This window comes from Brachybacterium sp. Z12 (assembly GCF_014400405.1).
Lineage (GTDB): Bacteria > Actinomycetota > Actinomycetes > Actinomycetales > Dermabacteraceae > Brachybacterium.
The window spans coordinates 2,600,085-2,616,439 of sequence record NZ_CP060496.1; the positions used below are offsets into that span (position 1 = coordinate 2,600,085).

At 71.0% G+C, this 16,355-nt stretch carries 13 protein-coding genes and 2 pseudogenes; 6 read left to right on the forward strand and 9 right to left on the reverse strand.

Going from position 1 to position 16,355, the window contains the following annotated elements; translation table 11 throughout:
- The first annotated feature begins 57 nt into the window (after positions 1-57).
- Both purS and purQ read left to right on the forward strand, forming a co-directional pair.
- Entirely contained in the window at positions 58-321 is a 264-nt protein-coding gene (purS, locus tag H3H54_RS13700; RefSeq protein WP_262424293.1) for a phosphoribosylformylglycinamidine synthase subunit PurS, read from the forward strand.
- Positions 321-1,046 carry a phosphoribosylformylglycinamidine synthase subunit PurQ gene (purQ, locus tag H3H54_RS13705; protein WP_262424294.1) on the forward strand — a complete coding sequence of 242 codons (726 nt, stop codon included), beginning with the start codon at positions 321-323 and terminating at the stop codon, positions 1,044-1,046. Before purS ends, purQ begins: the two co-directional genes overlap by 1 nt.
- A gap of 84 nt (positions 1,047-1,130) precedes the next feature.
- On the opposite strand, the gene H3H54_RS13710 is transcribed toward purQ, so the two are convergent.
- The 3 genes from H3H54_RS13710 to H3H54_RS13720 form a co-directional block, all read right to left on the reverse strand.
- Positions 1,131-1,568 (reverse strand): class I SAM-dependent methyltransferase, encoded by a 438-nt coding sequence (locus tag H3H54_RS13710; RefSeq protein ID WP_262424295.1) that lies wholly within the window; start codon positions 1,566-1,568, stop codon positions 1,131-1,133.
- Positions 1,529-1,990: a hypothetical protein gene (locus H3H54_RS13715; protein ID WP_262424296.1), complete on the reverse strand. Its 462-nt coding sequence runs from the start codon at positions 1,988-1,990 to the stop codon at positions 1,529-1,531. Before H3H54_RS13715 ends, H3H54_RS13710 begins: the two co-directional genes overlap by 40 nt.
- 398 nt (positions 1,991-2,388) lie before the next feature.
- Positions 2,389-3,435 carry a pirin family protein gene (locus H3H54_RS13720; RefSeq protein WP_262424297.1) on the reverse strand — a complete coding sequence of 349 codons (1,047 nt, stop codon included), beginning with the start codon at positions 3,433-3,435 and terminating at the stop codon, positions 2,389-2,391.
- A 112-nt stretch (positions 3,436-3,547) separates the two neighbouring features.
- Between H3H54_RS13720 and H3H54_RS13725 the strand changes: the two genes are divergently transcribed.
- A complete protein-coding gene (locus H3H54_RS13725) occupies positions 3,548-4,663 on the forward strand; it encodes a serine hydrolase (RefSeq protein ID WP_262424298.1) in 1,116 nt (371 codons plus the stop codon).
- A 111-nt stretch (positions 4,664-4,774) separates the two neighbouring features.
- Here H3H54_RS13725 and H3H54_RS13730 read toward each other — a convergent pair whose 3' ends face one another.
- Complete coding sequence (locus tag H3H54_RS13730) at positions 4,775-5,590, reverse strand: MerR family transcriptional regulator (RefSeq protein ID WP_262424299.1); 816 nt, start codon at positions 5,588-5,590, stop codon at positions 4,775-4,777.
- A 187-nt stretch (positions 5,591-5,777) separates the two neighbouring features.
- On the opposite strand from H3H54_RS13730, the gene H3H54_RS13735 reads away from it, so the two are divergent.
- Entirely contained in the window at positions 5,778-6,752 is a 975-nt protein-coding gene (locus H3H54_RS13735) for a nucleoside hydrolase (protein WP_262424300.1), read from the forward strand.
- A 171-nt stretch (positions 6,753-6,923) separates the two neighbouring features.
- Here the strand turns inward: H3H54_RS13735 and H3H54_RS13740 are convergent, their stop codons facing one another.
- The 5 genes and pseudogenes from H3H54_RS13740 to H3H54_RS13760 form a co-directional block, all read right to left on the reverse strand.
- The gene (locus H3H54_RS13740; RefSeq protein ID WP_262424301.1) at positions 6,924-8,444 is read right to left on the reverse strand and encodes an HNH endonuclease signature motif containing protein; all 1,521 of its coding nucleotides are present in this window, start codon (positions 8,442-8,444) and stop codon (positions 6,924-6,926) included.
- A gap of 533 nt (positions 8,445-8,977) precedes the next feature.
- Positions 8,978-9,526 (reverse strand): GNAT family N-acetyltransferase, encoded by a 549-nt coding sequence (locus H3H54_RS13745; protein WP_262424302.1) that lies wholly within the window; start codon positions 9,524-9,526, stop codon positions 8,978-8,980.
- Positions 9,527-9,556: 30 nt separating this feature from the next.
- Entirely contained in the window at positions 9,557-10,522 is a 966-nt protein-coding gene (locus H3H54_RS13750; RefSeq protein ID WP_262424303.1) for a MaoC/PaaZ C-terminal domain-containing protein, read from the reverse strand.
- Positions 10,519-11,859, reverse strand: coding sequence for a 3-oxoacyl-ACP reductase (locus tag H3H54_RS13755; RefSeq protein ID WP_262424304.1), 1,341 nt, complete (start codon positions 11,857-11,859; stop codon positions 10,519-10,521). The genes H3H54_RS13750 and H3H54_RS13755 overlap by 4 nt, the downstream gene beginning before the upstream one ends.
- Positions 11,860-11,915: 56 nt before the next feature.
- Positions 11,916-13,237 (reverse strand): annotated as a pseudogene (locus H3H54_RS13760) (acetyl-CoA C-acetyltransferase).
- Positions 13,238-13,404: 167 nt separating this feature from the next.
- Here H3H54_RS13760 and H3H54_RS13765 point away from each other — a divergent pair.
- Together H3H54_RS13765 and H3H54_RS13770 are read left to right on the forward strand one after the other, a co-directional pair.
- Positions 13,405-14,052, forward strand: a complete 648-nt coding sequence (locus H3H54_RS13765) for a TetR/AcrR family transcriptional regulator (protein ID WP_262424305.1) — start codon at positions 13,405-13,407, stop codon at positions 14,050-14,052.
- Positions 14,049-16,220, forward strand: a pseudogene (locus tag H3H54_RS13770) (acyl-CoA dehydrogenase). Before H3H54_RS13765 ends, H3H54_RS13770 begins: the two are co-directional and overlap by 4 nt.
- The last annotated feature ends 135 nt before the right edge of the window (positions 16,221-16,355 follow it).

Sequence of the window (16,355 nt, forward strand, 5' to 3'; positions counted from 1 at the left end):
CTGATGCCCCACCCGTCCGGCCCGCCCATCGAGGCCGTCGTCCCCAGGAGAGCACCCATGCCACGTGTCGTGGTCCACGTCATGCCGAAGCCCGAGATCCTCGACCCGCAGGGCAAGGCAGTCGCCGCCGCGCTGCCGCGACTCGGCTTCGAGGGCATCGCCTCGGTGCGCCAGGGCAAGCGGTTCGAGCTCGAGGTCGAGGGTGAGGTCACCGACGAGGTGCTCGCCTCCCTGCGCGAAGCGGCCGAGACGCTGCTGTCGAACCCCGTGATCGAGGACGTCGTGGCCATCGAGGTCGACTCCGCGGAGGGTGCAGCCTGATGCGCATCGGTGTGGTGACCTTCCCGGGCACGCTGGATGACCGGGACGCGCTGCGCGCCGTGCGGCTCGCCGGCGCTGACCCTGTCGCGCTGTGGCACGGCGAGGACGATCTGCAGGATGTCGAGGCGATCGTGCTGCCGGGCGGCTTCTCCTACGGCGATTACCTGCGCGCCGGCGCGATCAGCCGCTTCGCCCCGGTGATGGACAAGGTCGTGGACGCCGCGAAGGGCGGGATGCCGGTGCTCGGCATCTGCAACGGCTTCCAGATCCTGTGCGAGACGCATCTGCTGCCCGGCGCGATGATCAAAAACGCGCACCGTGCGTTCCTCTGCCGCGATCAACCGCTCACGGTCGAGAACAACCGCACTGCCTGGACCACCGGGTACGAGACCGGCCAGGTCATCCGGATCCCGCTGAAGAACCAGGACGGCCAGTACGTCGCCGACGAGCGCACGCTCGCCGAGCTCGAGGCGGAGGGCCGGATCGTGTTCCGCTACGCCGCCGGTGCCACCCACGGCCCTGCAGGCTTCGAGTCCAACCCCAACGGGTCGCGCCACGACATCGCCGGCATCACCAATGCCGAGGGCAACGTGGTGGGCCTGATGCCGCACCCCGAGCATGCGGTCGAGGCCGGCTTCGGCCCGGACCAGCCGGGTGAGGGCACCCGCTCCGGGACCGACGGTCTGGCCATGTTCACCTCGGTGCTGCGCAGCATGGTGGGCTGACCACTCGTCGCACCGCAGAGCGCCGCTCCACGATCTCGTGGGGCGGCGCTCCTGCGTTCCGGGTGGACGGACCGGCCTTCGGGCTCAGGCGCGGGTCGCGCTCAGCACCGTGAAGCGGCGGTCGCGGGCACGCTGCTGCACGGGCCCGATGCGGCGCTCGACCTCGGTGCGGTAGCGCAGGTGGGAGTTGTGCACGAACCACAGCTGCCCACCCGGACGCAGCACCCGCGCGGCCGCGTCGAGCAGCCCCTGCACGAGCGTCGCGTCCACCACGGTGCCGTCGTGGAAGGGCGGGTTCAGCAGCACCAGGTCCACGCTCCGATCTGCCACCCGGGACAGTGCATCATCCCAGGACACCTCCACGCCCTCGCGCTCGAGGTCGTTGGCGGCGAGGGTCGCGCGGGTGGACTGGACGCCATCGGCATCCGCATCGCTGCCCAGAACCGCCGTCTCGGGCAGAGCCGCGGCGAGGTACGCGGTCATCAGCCCGTTCCCGCAGCCCAGATCCAGTGCGGTGGCCACCGGGGCGTCAGGGTGCCGAGCTCCCCTGCGGCCGCGGCCGGGTCCAGTGCGCTGAGCAGCAGCTGGCTGCCCGCGTCCGCCCCGGCGCCGCCGAACACGGCGCCGATGCCGCGCAGGGCGAGGTCCCGCTGCTGACCGCGCACCGTGAGCCGGGCAGTGCTCTCGGCAGCGGCCGGAGCGGGCGCCTCCTCCCGCAGCTCGGTCGCGACCAGGGCCCGGGACTTCCCGATCCCGCGGCTCGCCCGGACCTCGCCGAAGACGGTCGCGAGCACGTCGTTCTGCGCCCGGGTCATGTGCTTGACCCGTCCGCCCGCGACGATCTCGAGCCCGCTCTGGCCGCTGACGCGCACCGCCTCGGCGAGGCGACGGGCCCGGTCCTCGAGCGCGTGCACCGCCTTGGGCAGCCGCATCAGCACCAGCATGTGCCCGTCGGCCTCGGCCGCGGCCTGCTCGGGGGATCGCCTCCGGACCGGTCGGGACTCGCAGGCGGCCCGCCTCGATCTGCGCGGCGAAGCGCTCCTGCAGCATCGTGGCGAGGGTGAGGGAGGAGGCCCAGCTGAGCACCACGGCGTCCTCGTGCCCGGCGACGGACTCGAGCGCGAAGGCGGTCAGCTCGCCGGTCGCATCGTCCACCACGACCATGTCGCAGGGGCAGCCGGTCCCGAGCTCCTCCGCCGCGGCGATGATCACGCGGTCGGTCTGGTCCGGGCCCTGCGACACCGGGGTGACCGGCCCCGCGTCGATGGGATCGCCCGTGAAGAGATCGTCTGCGAAGGGGTCTGCGTCGAAGGGGTCTGCGGCGGGGTTCTGGGGCACGGGTTCAGTCCTTCGGGATGCCGACGCGGCCGCGTGTGCGCAGCCGGCCGTGGGGAAGCGTGGGGGCGGGCAGAGCCGCGGGGGTGTGCGGGGCGAAGGGGCCGAACTGCTCAGCGTCGGCCTCCAGGCCGCCCCGGGAGCGGACCTCCGGAGAGATCGGGGCCTCGGCGAGCGTACCCTCCGCACCGATCTCCGCCTGGTAGCGGGCCCGGAACTGCTCGATCTCCTCATGGTTGCGGCCCACGAAGTTCCACCACATCAGGATCTCCTCGCCGAGCGGCTCACCACCGAGCAGCATCACGCGCAGATCCTCCCCCTCCTCGGCGCGGAGCTCGAGCTCGGCGGTACCGTCCGGCACCAGCATCAGCTCCCGCTCCGCCACCAGTGTGCTCCTGGCGCCGCTGCTGAGCTGCGCGGCGCCGCGATCCACGAGCAGGCCATGCTCATGCCCGACGTCCAGTGCGATGCGCAGGCCGGATCCGGCGCTCAGCTCGATCTGGACCATGCCGAGCGCGGTGTCGGTGTGCACGGGACTGGTGTGCTCCAGCACCGCGTCGTCGTCATCGCGTGCCCGGAAGCTGCCCAGCCCCACCCGGGCGCGGGCCGTGGCGGTGCGGATCTCGGGCGGGCTGTGCACCTCGAAGTGCTGGTCACGGAACCGGGTGCGGTCGGGCAGGGCGTACCAGAGCTGGACGCCGTGCAGGATCGTGGTGTCGTTGGTGGAGAACTCCGAGTGGGTGATACCGGAGCCGGCCACCATGATGTCCACGTCCCCCGGCCGGACTAGGGCGTGGCTGCCGATCGAGTCGCGATGGGTGATCGCGCCGTCGAACAGCCAGGACACGGTCGCCAGGCCCGTGTGCGGATGGCGAGCCACCTGCATGCCGTCACCGGCGGAGACGTCGTCGGGACCGAAATGGTCCACGAAGCACCAGGCGCCGATGAGCGAGGTGCGCTTCGCCGGCAGGGTGCGATGCACGGTCATCCCGCGGGGGCCACCGAGCGGCACAGCCCGAGGCTCCAACAGCACGAAATCCTCAAAGGTGCTCATGGAGCGAGTGTAGAGAAGGAACCTCTGCCGGGCCTCGCGGGCGGGTCCTGCTCCCCGCACATCCCCCGTCTCGGCCCTGTCGCCGTTGGCGCCGCGCTCGTACGCTGTGCGCATGTCATCGCAGACCTCGCCGCCCGCATTCCTGCTCCGCGCCGTCGAGGACGGCACCGTGCCCGGAGCCGTGCTCGCGTTGGGCCACGAGCCGGAGCCGGTAGCGATCGGATCCATGGCCGTGGACGGCCCACCGATGCGGGCCGACGCGATCGTCCGCATCCAGTCGATGACGAAGCTGGTCACGACCGTGGCGGCGCTGCGCCTCGTCGAACAGGGCGCGCTCGCACTCGACGACCCGGTGGCGACCTGGCTCCCCGAGCTCAGCGCGCCGCGCGTGCTCACCACCCCCGACGCCCCGCTCTCCGACACCGTCCCCGCCGAGCGGCCGATCACACTGCGCCACCTGCTGACGAACATGTCCGGGTACGGGATGATCCTCGCCGACTCGCCGCTGCAGCACGCCATGGCGGCGAACGGGACCGAGGCCGGGCTGCTGCCGCCGAGCCTCGGGGCCGACGACTGGCTCGCGGCGCTCAGCTCCCTGCCGCTGGTGGGACAGCCCGGCACGGTGTGGCGCTATCACCATTCCTTCGGGCTGCTGGGGATCCTGCTGTCCCGTCTCACCGGGATGAGCGCCGGTGAGCACCTCGAGCGCTCCCTGCTCGGCCCGCTGGGCATGGCCGACACCGGATACTTCGTGCCCGTGGCGAAGCGTGACCGCCTGCCCGCCCTGTACACGGAGTCCGACGGGCAGCTGGTCGAGCTCGAGGGCATCGGCGGCGGCCCCCATATCGGCCCGCCTCCGCAGGACATGAGCCACGGCGAGCTGCTCTCGACGGCGCCTGACTATCTGCGCTTCCTGCGTGCGCTGCGTGACGGCGAGCTGCTGGGGGCCGAGCACCTGGCGATGCTGCGCAGCGATCAGGTGCCCGCGAGTGCGAAGCAACCGGGCTCGTTCTTCTCCGGCTTCTGGGAGCAGACCGGCTGGGGCTTCGGGGTGAGCGTGGTCGCCGACGGCCCGCACCGCGGCCGCTGGAGCTGGTCCGGCGGCGCGGGCACGGACTTCTTCGTCGACCCCGACGGGACGCTGGGCCTGCTGCTCACCCAGGTGGAGCTGGGGCCGCGAGTCATGCCCCTGCTGGAGGCCTTCGGCGAGCTCTCCCCGCCGGCGTAGTGCGTGCTCGCCGCGCACCAGGGCTGTAGTGCGTGGTCGCCGCGCGCCCGGCCCACCATGGCGAGAAAGGTGCCAGTTCTGCGACACCTTTCTCTTCATAGGAGGGAAGCCTCACTCCCAGGTCGCGGTCTCCGGGTCGACGCCGTGGGTGCGGGCGTTCTCCTCGATCACGCGTCGCAACCACGCGGCGAGCCCTGCGGCGCGCTGGTCGTAGTGCGCGGCGAAGCGCGGGTCTTCGGTGTACATCCGTGCCAGCACCACCTGCATGGAGTGCGTGCAGTCGTAGTGCCGGGCGATGGTGGCACGGTGACGCTCGGCCAGGGCGTTCGCCTCCTCGCCGCCGGGCGCCACTCCCCGGCCCATCGCCTCGGCGAGCGCGGTCTCGAGCTCATCGAGCTCGTCCTTGACCTCCTGCCACTGCTCCGTGCCCCAGGATCGGGTGCGGGCGGCGGACTGCTGCCAGGCGTCGGTCCCTCCCCAGCGTTCGTGGGCCTCGTCCTGGTAGGCGGGATCCCAGTCGGTGCCGAAGATGCGGGCCTGCTCCTCGGGGCTCAAGCTGATGTTCGTCTCGTGCGTCATGGTGGTCCTCTCGATCATCTCGTCGACGGCGCGTGCCGTCCTCTCGAGCCGCCGGATCCGCTCGGCGAGCAGACCCTTCTGGCGGCGGAGGTGCTCGCCGGGGTCGACGGAGGGATCATCGAGGATCCGTCCGATCTCGGCGAGCGCCAGACCGAGTTCGCGGTAGACGAGCACCCGGTGGACCCGGGCCACGTCTTCGGCGTCGTACAGCCGATAGCCCGACCAGCTGCGTCCGCCGGGACGCACCAGGCCGATGCCGTCCCAGTGGTGCAGAGTGCGGACGCTGACGCCGACCAGGTCGGCGACGCGCCCCACGGTGAGGTCCTCGTGCTGTGTCGTCTCGGTCATGGGACCACCGTCCTCCCTGACGTCGCGTGAGGGTCAAGCGGATCGTCCTCGAACATCTGCGGATGTGCCATACCGCCATCCTCCCGCGGGGCACGCCCTCCGACCAGGGCTCAGCGCCCGGCCTCTGCTCGAGTCCACGACCTCACCAGCGAGGCTGCTGCGATCCGCAGCCCCGTACCCTGGGAGGATGAACCTGCCGCTGCTGGTCGATTGCGACACCGGGATCGACGATGCGATCGCCCTGACCTATCTCGCCACGCATCCGGGCACCGAGATCGTCGGCATCGTCTCCACCGGTGGGAACGTCCCGGCCTCTGCGGTGCATCGCAACAACCTCGCCCTGGGCGAGCTGCTCGAGATCCAGGCGCCGATCGCCCTGGGCGCCGCGCAGCCGCTGGTCGAGCCGCCGATGTACGCCGACGACACCCACGGTCCGGGCGGCCTCGGCCACGCCGTGCTGCCTGCGATCACACGCACGGAGGACCCTCGTTCCGGGGCGCAGCTCTGGGTCGACGCGGCCCGCGCGCACCCCGGGGAGCTGGTGGGCCTGGTCCTGGGCCCGCACACCAACCTCGCGCTGGCCCTGCAGATCGACCCCGAGCTGCCGCGGCTGCTGAAGCGCCTGCACATCATGGGCGGGGCGATCCACCATCGCGGGAACACCGGGCCGACGAGCGAATGGAACATCGCCGTGGATCCCGAGGCCGCCCAGCAGGTGCTCGCCGCCTTCACCGGCGCCGCGCAGCGCCCGGTGCTGGGCTCGCTCGAGGCGACCGAGACCGTGCGCTTCACCCAGGGCACCCTGGACAGGTTCACAGCCCTCGCCGCCGCGACCGGCCATCCGGTGGCCTCGATCCTCGCCGACGCCCTGCGCTTCTACTTCGAGTTCCATGAGGCCGACGGCTTCGGCTGGATGGCGCACGTCCACGACCCGCTGGTCGCCGCCCATGCGGTGACCGGGGACTTCGCCGGCACCCGGCCGCTGGCGGTGGACGTGGAGCTGACGGGCACCCTGACCCGCGGCCAGACCGTGGGCGATGAGTTGGGCCGCTGGGGCCGGGCCCCGAACGTCGAGGTGCTCACGGACGTGCGGGCCGAGGAGTTCACCCGCCACCTGCTGGAAACGCTGGAGGTCGGGCTGTTCCCGTCGGCGCATGGCTGAGGAGTCGGTGCATGGCTGAGGAGGCCTACGACGGTCCCGATGCGGCCGACGCCGAACTCGCTCCCGCAGAGTGCCTCCCGCCGGGTGCAAAGACACCACCGCCCGCTGACGCTGCGTGTACCTCGTGGGCCGTCGAGCTCCGATGAGGACTATGCACGCCGCGCTGTCGAGTCAGGTGCGATCCGCGCCCGGCGGACCACCGCTGGGGACCGCCTGGTGCCGGCCGACGACGTAGTCGGCGCGTCGGCGGCGCAGCCAGTTCTGGGCTCGGCGGGACAGGGGCGCGGCGGGGTGGACGTCCAGATGCGCGAAACGTTCCGGGTCGATCCGGGCGAAGGCGCGATGGAAGGACTTACCCGGCTCGTCGGCGGCATGGTCTCGTGAGCGCTCGGCGTCGAACTGCGCGGTGTCGATCTGTGCGGTGTCGATCTGTGCGGTGTCGATCTGTGCGGCTTCATCTCGCTCCGCCGCTCGTCGTGCGGACTCTTCTCGCTGTCGGAGGCGGAGCGCCGTGCCGACGGGATCGACGTTGGTGCCTCGCCGTCGGGCCGTCTGTCCGTAGCGGCTCGTCCATTCGACGGTGCGGCGGACCCCGTTCTCGTCGGTGATCACCCGCACCGTCTGCCCGGACTCCTCCTTCTGGTTGTCCGCCGCGCACAGGCCATTGCCGTTGGCGAGCGAGGTCTCACCACCCTGCGACCAGGGCACGATGTGATCCGTCTGGCGGATGTTCGCGTCGCAGTGGGGCGCGCGGCAGGTCTGGTGGGCGAACCGGATGAAGCGCGCCAGGGCCTTCGGGAACTCCCGGGCACGGGATTCGACGGCGACGAGCTGGCCGTCGTCAGCATCCGCGTAGAGCCGACGGAGCGTCAGCGCGAGATCAGAGTCCCCGTCCTCCACCATCGCGCGCTGCATCTCCGCGCGGATGTGCTCATAGGTCACGCTGCCGTACCCCTCGATGATGGCGGCATCGGCGTGGGCCGGTGCAAACAGCGAGCGGTCGGTGATGATCACCCCGATGTCGAGGGTGGTCGGGTCGACGCCGTCCCCGCGACCGATCAGGGCGTCGGCGAAGAGATCCACCATGATCTGCTGGTGGCCGCGCCGATCACCACCTGCGCGCGCCTTCTCCGCGGCGACCGACAGACCCTTGCGGATCCTCGCGCCATCGAGCCCGCTGACGTGTGCGGTGATCGTGGACATGCCGTGCCGACCCCGGCGCACCGTCACGCTGCGCTCGCGCTTCGCCTGCTGGTGGCGGGCAGCGGCGCCATCGGGGTCCAGGGTGTGCAGCACCTTGTCCGCCTCATCGCCCCATTCCTGCGGACCGCAGTCCTCAAGGTGGCCCAGATGCTCAGTGAGGATCTCGTCGACCTGCCGACGCTGCTCCGGGGTGGCCGGGCCCATCACCGTGCTCACCTGGTGGCATGAGGCCGCGACTATCTTGCCTTCAGCGAGGGCGGCGAGCATGCCGGGCATCGACCGGACCAGTCGGCGGCAGGAGGACATGGTCTGCCCAGTCGCCGCCTTCGACCGCTTCAGCGCAGCAGAAGCCTCGGTGCGCGCGACCTTCAGCGCCTGCTTCGGCGTCTCCCCGCGATGCAGGGAGTCCTCCTTGACGACTGCCTCGAGATGGACGAGGGCTCGAACCTGCACCGCCGCCACTGCACTGGACATCTTCTGCAGACCCACCAGCAGCGCGATCGTGTCCTGAGGGGACAGTCCGTCGAGCGACCGCGAACCCTGAGCACCGAGCTCCGCGAGCGCGGAGCGGGCCCGATCGATGTCGGTCCCCCGATGAAGAGTTCTTCATCATTCGCGGCGATGACGGCGTTGCGCCCGCCGCTCCGCCCCGCATGCGACGCCTCGGCGGCCCGTCGCGCGGCATCATCCCCCGGGAGCTGTCGTCAGCCCCCGGGACCGCTGTGCGCTCACCGCCGAAATCGAATGACATGCATGTATTTTCGCACTCCAATTCGATAAAGGGAAGCGTGAGCGTCATATTACTTTTCAGTAGCTCTCAGATGTGGATAAGTGAACGCTGGGGAGGAACCATGGGCGGGGATCCGCACAGGCCTGCTGCCTCACCCGTGCGGCACGACGATGGTGCGTGGCGGGATAGTCATCGACAATGTCGCGTACCCGCATTTCGAACAGCCTCACCACAGGCGTTCCTGGTCATCGAATGCTCCCGGTCATCGAAATGCATCCATGCTGCGGAGATCTCAGAGAACCAGGTCGTCCCAGACGAACGTGGTCGTCTGTCCGGACTCCCAGTCTCGTCGGAGGATGCCGTATGCCACCGAGGCGAGCGGCGCGCCGCCGTCCACCGGCCAGCCTTCGCGATAGTGCGCTTCCTTCAGCCAGCCACAGCGGACGAAGGTCTTCCGCATCGCAGTGTTGTCCTCACGGGTCTGCCCTTCGAAGCGGCCGACGCTCGGCATGGTGCGGAAAACGTGGTCGGTCGCCGCATCGAGCGCCTGGGCTCCGAGACCGCGGCCGCGGAACGGACCGTCGAGACGGAGATCGAACAGCGGATCCTCGTCGCTCAGGTCCTCGAGACGAAGGAATCCGATGCGCCCGAACTCGCTGTGGTCGATCCAGAACGAGTCATTGTCCTCGTCGCGGTATGCGCCGTCGCTGATCGCGGTCTCGACGTCTGCGGCGCTCCAGCGCTCGCGCACATGGAACGGGAACTCGTTCCGTGTCATGAATTCGACGAGGGCGTCGCGGTCCGCACCGGTGGGGTCGAGGCGCGTGAGGGTGATGGCCATAGTGCGAAGACTACTGAGACCGCCGTCGGCTCACCGGTCCAGCGTGGTCACCTCGACCTCGAAGCAGCGCCGCGGGCCCTTGTCCCCGCGGCCTGCCCGCCAGCCCACACAGCGGACGGTGCCGGCGTCGCGGACGTCCTCATAGGCGACCAGCACGGTGCCGGGCAGCGTCACCGGGGCGTCGAAGGAGACGTCCCAGCGCAGCGGGCGGGACAGGTCCACGCGCGACTCGGTGAAGGCGCGGGAGGCGGTGTACATCCCGTGCGCGATCGCCTTCGGGAAGCCGAAGGTCTTCGCACTGAGGGCCGACATGTGGATCGGGTTCACGTCACCGGAGACCGCCGCGTAGCGCCGACCGGCATCGGCCGGCAGCGACCAGCGTCCCGTCGGCGTCGGCGCCTCGAAAGCGCGACGCTCCGTGGGGGTGCCGCCATCGGTCGGGACCGTGTCGGGCGTCGAAGGCTCGGGGGACGGTGCATCGCCCTTGGCCAGGTAGGTGGAGACGTCGGTGGCGATGATCTCGCCGTCGGCGCCGAGGATCGTCGAGACGGCTTCGAAGGTGCGGCCCTTGCGATGCGGTCGCAGGTCGCGCACCCGGCACTCGACGTCCACGAGCTCCCCGACCCGCACCGGTCGGTGCTGGAGCACCTGGTTGCGCAGGTGCACGAGCCCGAGCAGCGCGAAAGGGAAATCGCGCCGCGCCATCAGGGCGAGGGAGACGGGGAAGGCGAGCACGTGCAGCACGCCGGGGTGGACCAGGTCGGTGGCGGGCCCGCCCATGAGGTGGTCGAAGTCGCGGGCGCGCTCGGCGTCGATCCGCACCTGTCGGACCCGGTACGCGATCGTCGGTAGCACGGGCTCGCCGCGCCCCCGGCCCCGCGCAGCGCGGGGGTCGAGCGCCGCGGCGTACACGGCGGGGAAGGAGGGGACGTCGGAGAGGTCCTTGACCTGCTCCCGGGCGCTGTGCGCTGCGGAGGTGTTCACGGCGGCGTTCACTTCCCCACCATGTTCTGGCCGCACACGCGTAGCGTCTCGCCACGGATCCCGCCCGCTTCTGCGGAGGAGAGGAAGGAGATCGCCTCGGCGACGTCCACCGGGAGCCCGCCCTGTTGGAGCGAGTTGACCCGGCGGGCCACCTCGCGGGTGAGGGCCGGCATCTTGGCGGTCATCTCGGTCTCGATGAACCCGGGGGCGACCGCGTTGGCGGTGCCTGCTAGGGGCTCGAGCTTTCCGGCGAGCGCGTCCACGAAGGTGATCACCCCGGCCTTCGAGGCGGCGTAGTTCGTCTGACCACGGTTGCCGGCGATGCCGCTGGTGGAGGCCAGGGACACTACCCGCGGCTGCTCGCCGAGGACATCCTCGGCGGCGATCAGCGCCTCGGTGAGGGTGATCTGGCTGGTGATGTTGACCGCGAGCACGGGATCCCAGCGGTCGGCCGTCATGTTGGCCAGCAGCTTGTCGCGGGTGATGCCGGCGTTGAGGACCAGCACGTCGAGGGTCAGCCCGCGTTCCCGCAGGAAGGCGACCAGTCGCTTGCCTGCACCCTCCGAGGTGACGTCCAGCTGGATCGGCACCGCCCGCAGCTCATTGGCCAGTCGCGCCAGCTCGGTGCCCGCTCCCGGGACGTCGAGCACCACGAGCCTCGCGCCGTCGGCGGCGAGGGTGCGAGCGATCGCCGCGCCGATGCCGCGAGCGGCACCGGTGACCAGCGCGGTGCGGCCCGCGAGCGGAAGCAACGCGTTCTCGGTGCTGCTGCCGGCACCGGAGGAGACGGTGAGGAACTGACCGGTGACGAAGGCGCTGCGAGCGGAGAGGAAGAAGCGCAGCGCCCCGATCACGCCTGGGGCGTCCAGGCCCACGCCGTCCTCGACCAGGATGCCGTTGGCGGTCGCGCCGCCGCGCATCTCGTGGGCGAGGGAGCGCAGGAAGCCCTCGACCCCGCCGCGGGCGGCGTCCCGTGCCGGGTCCTCGCCGCGAGCGGGCCTGGAGAGGGTGACCACCCTGGCTCCTGGGGCGAGGCTGCGCATCGCGCCGGCCAGCGGGAGCACGAGCGGGCTGAGATCGGCCGGGGAGCCGACCTCGTCGGCCACCACGACCACGGAGCCGACCTTCCGCAGCTCCTCGAAGCGGCGGCGCACGTCGGCGCCCCAGTTCAGCAGCAGACGCGCGATCTCGTCAGCGCCCGCGCTCTCGCCCAGCACCACGACGGGGCCGAGCACGGGCTCCGGCCGATCCTCGCGGCGCGGGAGCTTCGCGGGACGGGGCAGGCCCAGCTGCTTGGCGAGGGCACCGCCGGGAGCGGAACGGATGAAGCGGGTGTAGGCATCGGTCATGGGAACCTCCGGTTCAGGACTGCGGGCGCGGTGCGGCGGATCGGGTCACACAGGGCTCAGTCGGTGACGGACTCGAGCAGCACGACGGTGCCCTGACCGGCTGCGGCGCACACCGAGATCAGCCCGCGCTGGACACGGCCGGTCTCCTCGGCCCGCTCGTGCAGGAGCTTGGCGAGGGTCGCGACAAGACGCCCGCCGGTGGCTGCGAAGGGGTGGCCCGCCGCGAGCGAGGAGCCGGCGACGTTGAGCTTGTCGCGGTCGATCGCTCCGAGCGCCCCGCCGCGGCCCAGCCGCTCGCGGCAGAACTCCTCGGACTCCCATGCCTTCAGAGTGCTCAGCACGGTCGAGGCGAAGGCCTCGTGGATCTCGTAGAAGTCGAGGTCCTGGAGAGCCAGACCGTTGGCGTCCAGCAGCTCGGGCACGGCGTAGGCAGGGGCCATCAGCAGGCCTTCGTCTCCGTGTACATAGTCGACGGCGGCGCTGCGGGCGTCGACCACCCGCGCGAGCGGGGTGAGGCCGCGCTCGGCGGCCCACTCGGCGCTGCCCATCAGCACCGAGGAGGCGCCGTCGGAGAGCGGCGTCGAGTTGCCGGCGGTCATGCTGGGCTCGGCGACCTGCGGGGACTTCGCACCGAAGACGGGCTTGAGGGAGCCGAGCTTCTCGAGCGTGGAGTCGGCGCGCAGGTTCTGGTCGCGCGAGAGACCGCGGTAGCCGGTGACGAGGTCGTCGAAGAATCCGGCGTCGTAGGCGGCAGCGAGGTTCTTATGGGAGGCGAGGGCGAGCTCGTCCTGGGCCTCGCGGGTGATTCCCCACTGGGCGGTGGTCAGCGCCTGGTGCTCCCCATGGACAGCCCGGTGCGGGGCTCGCCGTTGCGGGGCGGGACCGGGGCGAGGTCCGCCGGGCGGATCGCGCTGAACGCCTGGACGCGCTGCATCGCGGTCTTCGCGGCGAAGGCGCGATGGAGGATGCGGCGCAGGCGCGGGGTGACCTCGATCGGGGAGTCCGAGGCGGAGTCGACGCCGCAGGCGATGCCCGAGTCGATCTGGCCCAGCTGGATCCGGTTCGACACGTGGATGACTGTCTCGAGGCTGGTGGCGCAGGCCTTGGACATGTCGATCGCCGGGGTGCGCGGGTCCAGGGGCGTGCCCAGGGCGCTCTCACGGGTGAGGTTGAGGTCCCCGGCGAGCTTGAGCACGGCGCCGCCGGCGATCTCGCCGAGCTTCTCGCCCTGCAACCCGTAGCGGGCCACGAGGCCCTCGAGCGCGGCGGTCAGCAGATCCTGGTTGGAGATGCCGGCATAGGGCCCGCCGGAGCGGGCGAACGGGATCCTGTTGCCGCCGAGGATCAGGGCGTCGCGCGGGAAGTCGGGTCGGGTCACTTGGTGCACCTCTTCGTGGTCACTGTGGTCACTGCGATGGTTCGTGGTGATCATGGGCCGCGAGAGCCCCGGGCAGCCGGTCCGCTCTCGCTCCCGCCGGAGCTCTCCGGAGGATCTTCTCCGCAACACTTTACATAGAACCGCCGGTACTTGATACCCTAGGTTCCGTGAATGCGACGACGCAAGCCCCCGTGGACGGCCGATCGGCCCGCTGGGCCCGCCACCGGGAGGAGAGACGTGCCGAGCTGCTCGATGTGGCCCGGCACCTCATCCATGAGCAGGGCCCCGACGTGACGATGGAGGACATCGCCGCGGCTTCCGGCACCTCCAAATCCATCGTCTACCGCTACTTCGAGGACAAGGCGAAGCTGCAGCGTGCGCTGGGACGCAGCATCCTTTCCACGATGCACTCGAAGCTGCTGGACGAGATGCGCGCCCTCGAGGCCCGGGTGGGCCGCGAGCCCGAGCCCGACGAACGGATCCACGCCATGATCCGCGCCTACGTCGAGACCGCGCAGCGCTCCCCCGGCGTCTACCGCTTCGTCACCCGGCCCAGCGACGGGCTGAACCATTTCCTGTCCTCGGTGTCCCGCCTGGTCGCGACCTTCCTGCCCGCCGAGATCCCCGCTCCGCAGGTCTGGGCCCACGGTGCCGTGGGCTTCGTCGAACGGGCCGTCGACATCTGGATGACCGACCACGAGAGCGCCGACGACACGAGCGATCCCCACGGTTCCGCTCAGCGCTCCACCCCACTCACCTCCGATCAGCTCGTGACCCACCTGGTCACCTGGCTCATGAAGGGACTGCACGCATGACCACCGATTCCCGCACCGCACCCTCCGCACCCTCCACCAAGGCGGAGGTCTCCGACGAGACCAGCACCGCCAACCCCACCGGACCCATCCCGGTCCCGCATGGCGACAGCCCCCGCCTCGACGTCGCACAGACCTCCGAAGCACTGATGGGCAAGTGGGCCGCAGCCCGCCGCACGGCGCGCGAGCGTGCCGCCCGGCCGGAGCTGCACCGACCGATCGATGCCTCCGTGGCCGAGCACCGGGAGCGCGTCTACTCCCAGCTCCAGCTCCTCGCCGAGGAGGACGTCTCCCACCTGATGCTGCCCGAGCACCTCGGCGGCCCCAACGACAACGGCGGCAACGTGGCCTCCTTCGAGGAGCTGGTCGTCGCCGACCCCTCGCTGCAGATCAAGGCCGGAGTCCAGTGGGGTCTGTACACGTCCGCGATCATCCAGCTGGGCAACGAGGAGCAGCAGCACGCCTGGGTGCCCGACGCGATGGACCTGACCACCCCGGCGCCTTCGCGATGACCGAGATCGGCCACGGCTCCGACGTGCAGTCCCTCGCGACCACCGCCACCTACGATCCGGACGGCGGCGACGATGGGGAATGGGTGATCCACACCCCTTCCGCGCCGCCTGGAAGGACTTCCTGGGCAACGCCGCGATCCACGCCAGGTCGGCGACCCTGTTCGCTCGACTGATCACGAACGGCGTGGACCACGGCGTGCACTGCTTCTACGTCCCGGTGCGGGACGCCGACGGCGAACTGCTGCCCGGCGTCTCGAGCGAGGACGACGGGGAGAAGGGCGGGCTGAACGGCATCGACAACGGCCGCCTGGCCTTCGACCACGTGCGCATCCCCCGCACGAACCTCCTGAACCGGTACGGCGACGTCGCCCCCGACGGCACCTACACCTCCCCCATCGAGTCCCCCGGCCGCCGTTTCTTCACCATGCTCGGCACCCTCGTGCAGGGGCGGGTCTCGCTCGACGGCTCCGCGATCCGCGCCAGCCAGCTCGCGCTGCACATCGCGATCACCTACGCGACCCAGCGCCGCCAGTTCAGCGCCGCCGATCCCACCCAGGAGACGGTGCTGATGGACTACCAGGCGCACCTGCACCGCCTGCTGCCGAAGCTCGCCGCGACCTACGCTGGAGCCTTCGCGCACGAGCAGCTGCTGCAGGCGTTCGACGACGTCTTCTCCGGCCGGGCCGACGACCCGGAGTCCCGCGAGGACCTCGAGACGCTCGCCGCGACCCTCAAGCCCACCTCGACCCGGCTCGCGCTGGACACCCTCCAGGAGTGCCGCGAGGCCTGTGGCGGTGCCGGCTTCATGGCGGAGAACCAGCTGGTGGGGCTCCACCAGGACCTCGATGTCTACGCCACCTTCGAAGGCGACAACACCGTCCTGCTGCAGCTGGTCGCCAAGCGCCTGCTCTCCGATTACACCTCCGAGCTGAGCAGCGTGGACCGGGCCGGGATCGGCCGCTTCATCGCGCAGCGCGCGGAGGTGCTCGCCAAACGGCACACCCCTGGGCACGCCTCGGCCAGAGCGTCGCTGACCGCGGCAACTCCCGACGCGCCTTCGACTCCATGCGCCAGACGGAGTTCCAGGAGGAGATGCTCGCCGACCGTGCCCGGATCAAGGTCGAGGAGGTCGCCCTCTCCCTGCGTGGGGCGGCGAAGATGAGCCCCGCCGATGCCGCCGCTGAGGTCAACAAGCATCAGGTGGAGATGCTCGACGCCGCCCGCGCCCACGCCGATCTGGTCCGCTGGCGCGCCTTCACCGCAGGGATCGAGGCGCTGACGGACGAGGGCTCCCGGGCCGTCCTCACCGACGTGCGGGACCTGTTCGGGCTCACCGCCATCAACGACGACCTGGCCTGGTTCCTGCTGAGCGGGATGATCTCCACCCAGCGCGGCCGCCAGATCGACAACGACCTGCGCCGCCTGCTGTGGCGTCTGCGCCCGCACGTGCTCGATCTCGTCGCCGCCTTCGACGTGCGCCCCGGCCATGTCCGGGCGCCGATCGCGCTCGGCGGCGAGCAGGAGCGGCAGGACGAGGCGGCCGCGTACTTCCGCGCCCAGCGGGCCAGCAGCACCGCTCCGGTGAGCGAGAAGACCCTCCGTGACCAGGCGAAGAAGGCGCGTCGAGCCGCCTCGGCAGCCAGCGGCGGCGCCCGCTGATCGTCAGCGGGGCGGCCCGGGGTCTCAGCACGCGCCCGGGCCGCCCCGCTATGCGCGGCGATCGTAGACTGTGGGAACCGTGCCCGGCCTCCCGGCCGCTCGGCACCCCAGCCCTCGTGACGAACGGAACCGACA

Excerpts from the sequence above, each read along its gene's own strand:
- purS (WP_262424293.1), top strand. The coding sequence starts at position 58 with ATGCCACGTGTCGTGGTCCACGTCATGCCGAAGCCCGAGATCCTCGAC.
- purQ (WP_262424294.1), top strand. The coding sequence starts at position 321 with ATGCGCATCGGTGTGGTGACCTTCCCGGGCACGCTGGATGACCGGGAC.
- H3H54_RS13715 (WP_262424296.1), bottom strand. The coding sequence starts at position 1,990 with ATGCTGGTGCTGATGCGGCTGCCCAAGGCGGTGCACGCGCTCGAGGAC.
- H3H54_RS13720 (WP_262424297.1), bottom strand. The coding sequence starts at position 3,435 with ATGAGCACCTTTGAGGATTTCGTGCTGTTGGAGCCTCGGGCTGTGCCG.
- H3H54_RS13725 (WP_262424298.1), top strand. The coding sequence starts at position 3,548 with ATGTCATCGCAGACCTCGCCGCCCGCATTCCTGCTCCGCGCCGTCGAG.
- H3H54_RS13730 (WP_262424299.1), bottom strand. The coding sequence starts at position 5,590 with ATGACCGAGACGACACAGCACGAGGACCTCACCGTGGGGCGCGTCGCC.
- H3H54_RS13735 (WP_262424300.1), top strand. The coding sequence starts at position 5,778 with ATGAACCTGCCGCTGCTGGTCGATTGCGACACCGGGATCGACGATGCG.
- H3H54_RS13745 (WP_262424302.1), bottom strand. The coding sequence starts at position 9,526 with ATGGCCATCACCCTCACGCGCCTCGACCCCACCGGTGCGGACCGCGAC.
- H3H54_RS13755 (WP_262424304.1), bottom strand. The coding sequence starts at position 11,859 with ATGACCGATGCCTACACCCGCTTCATCCGTTCCGCTCCCGGCGGTGCC.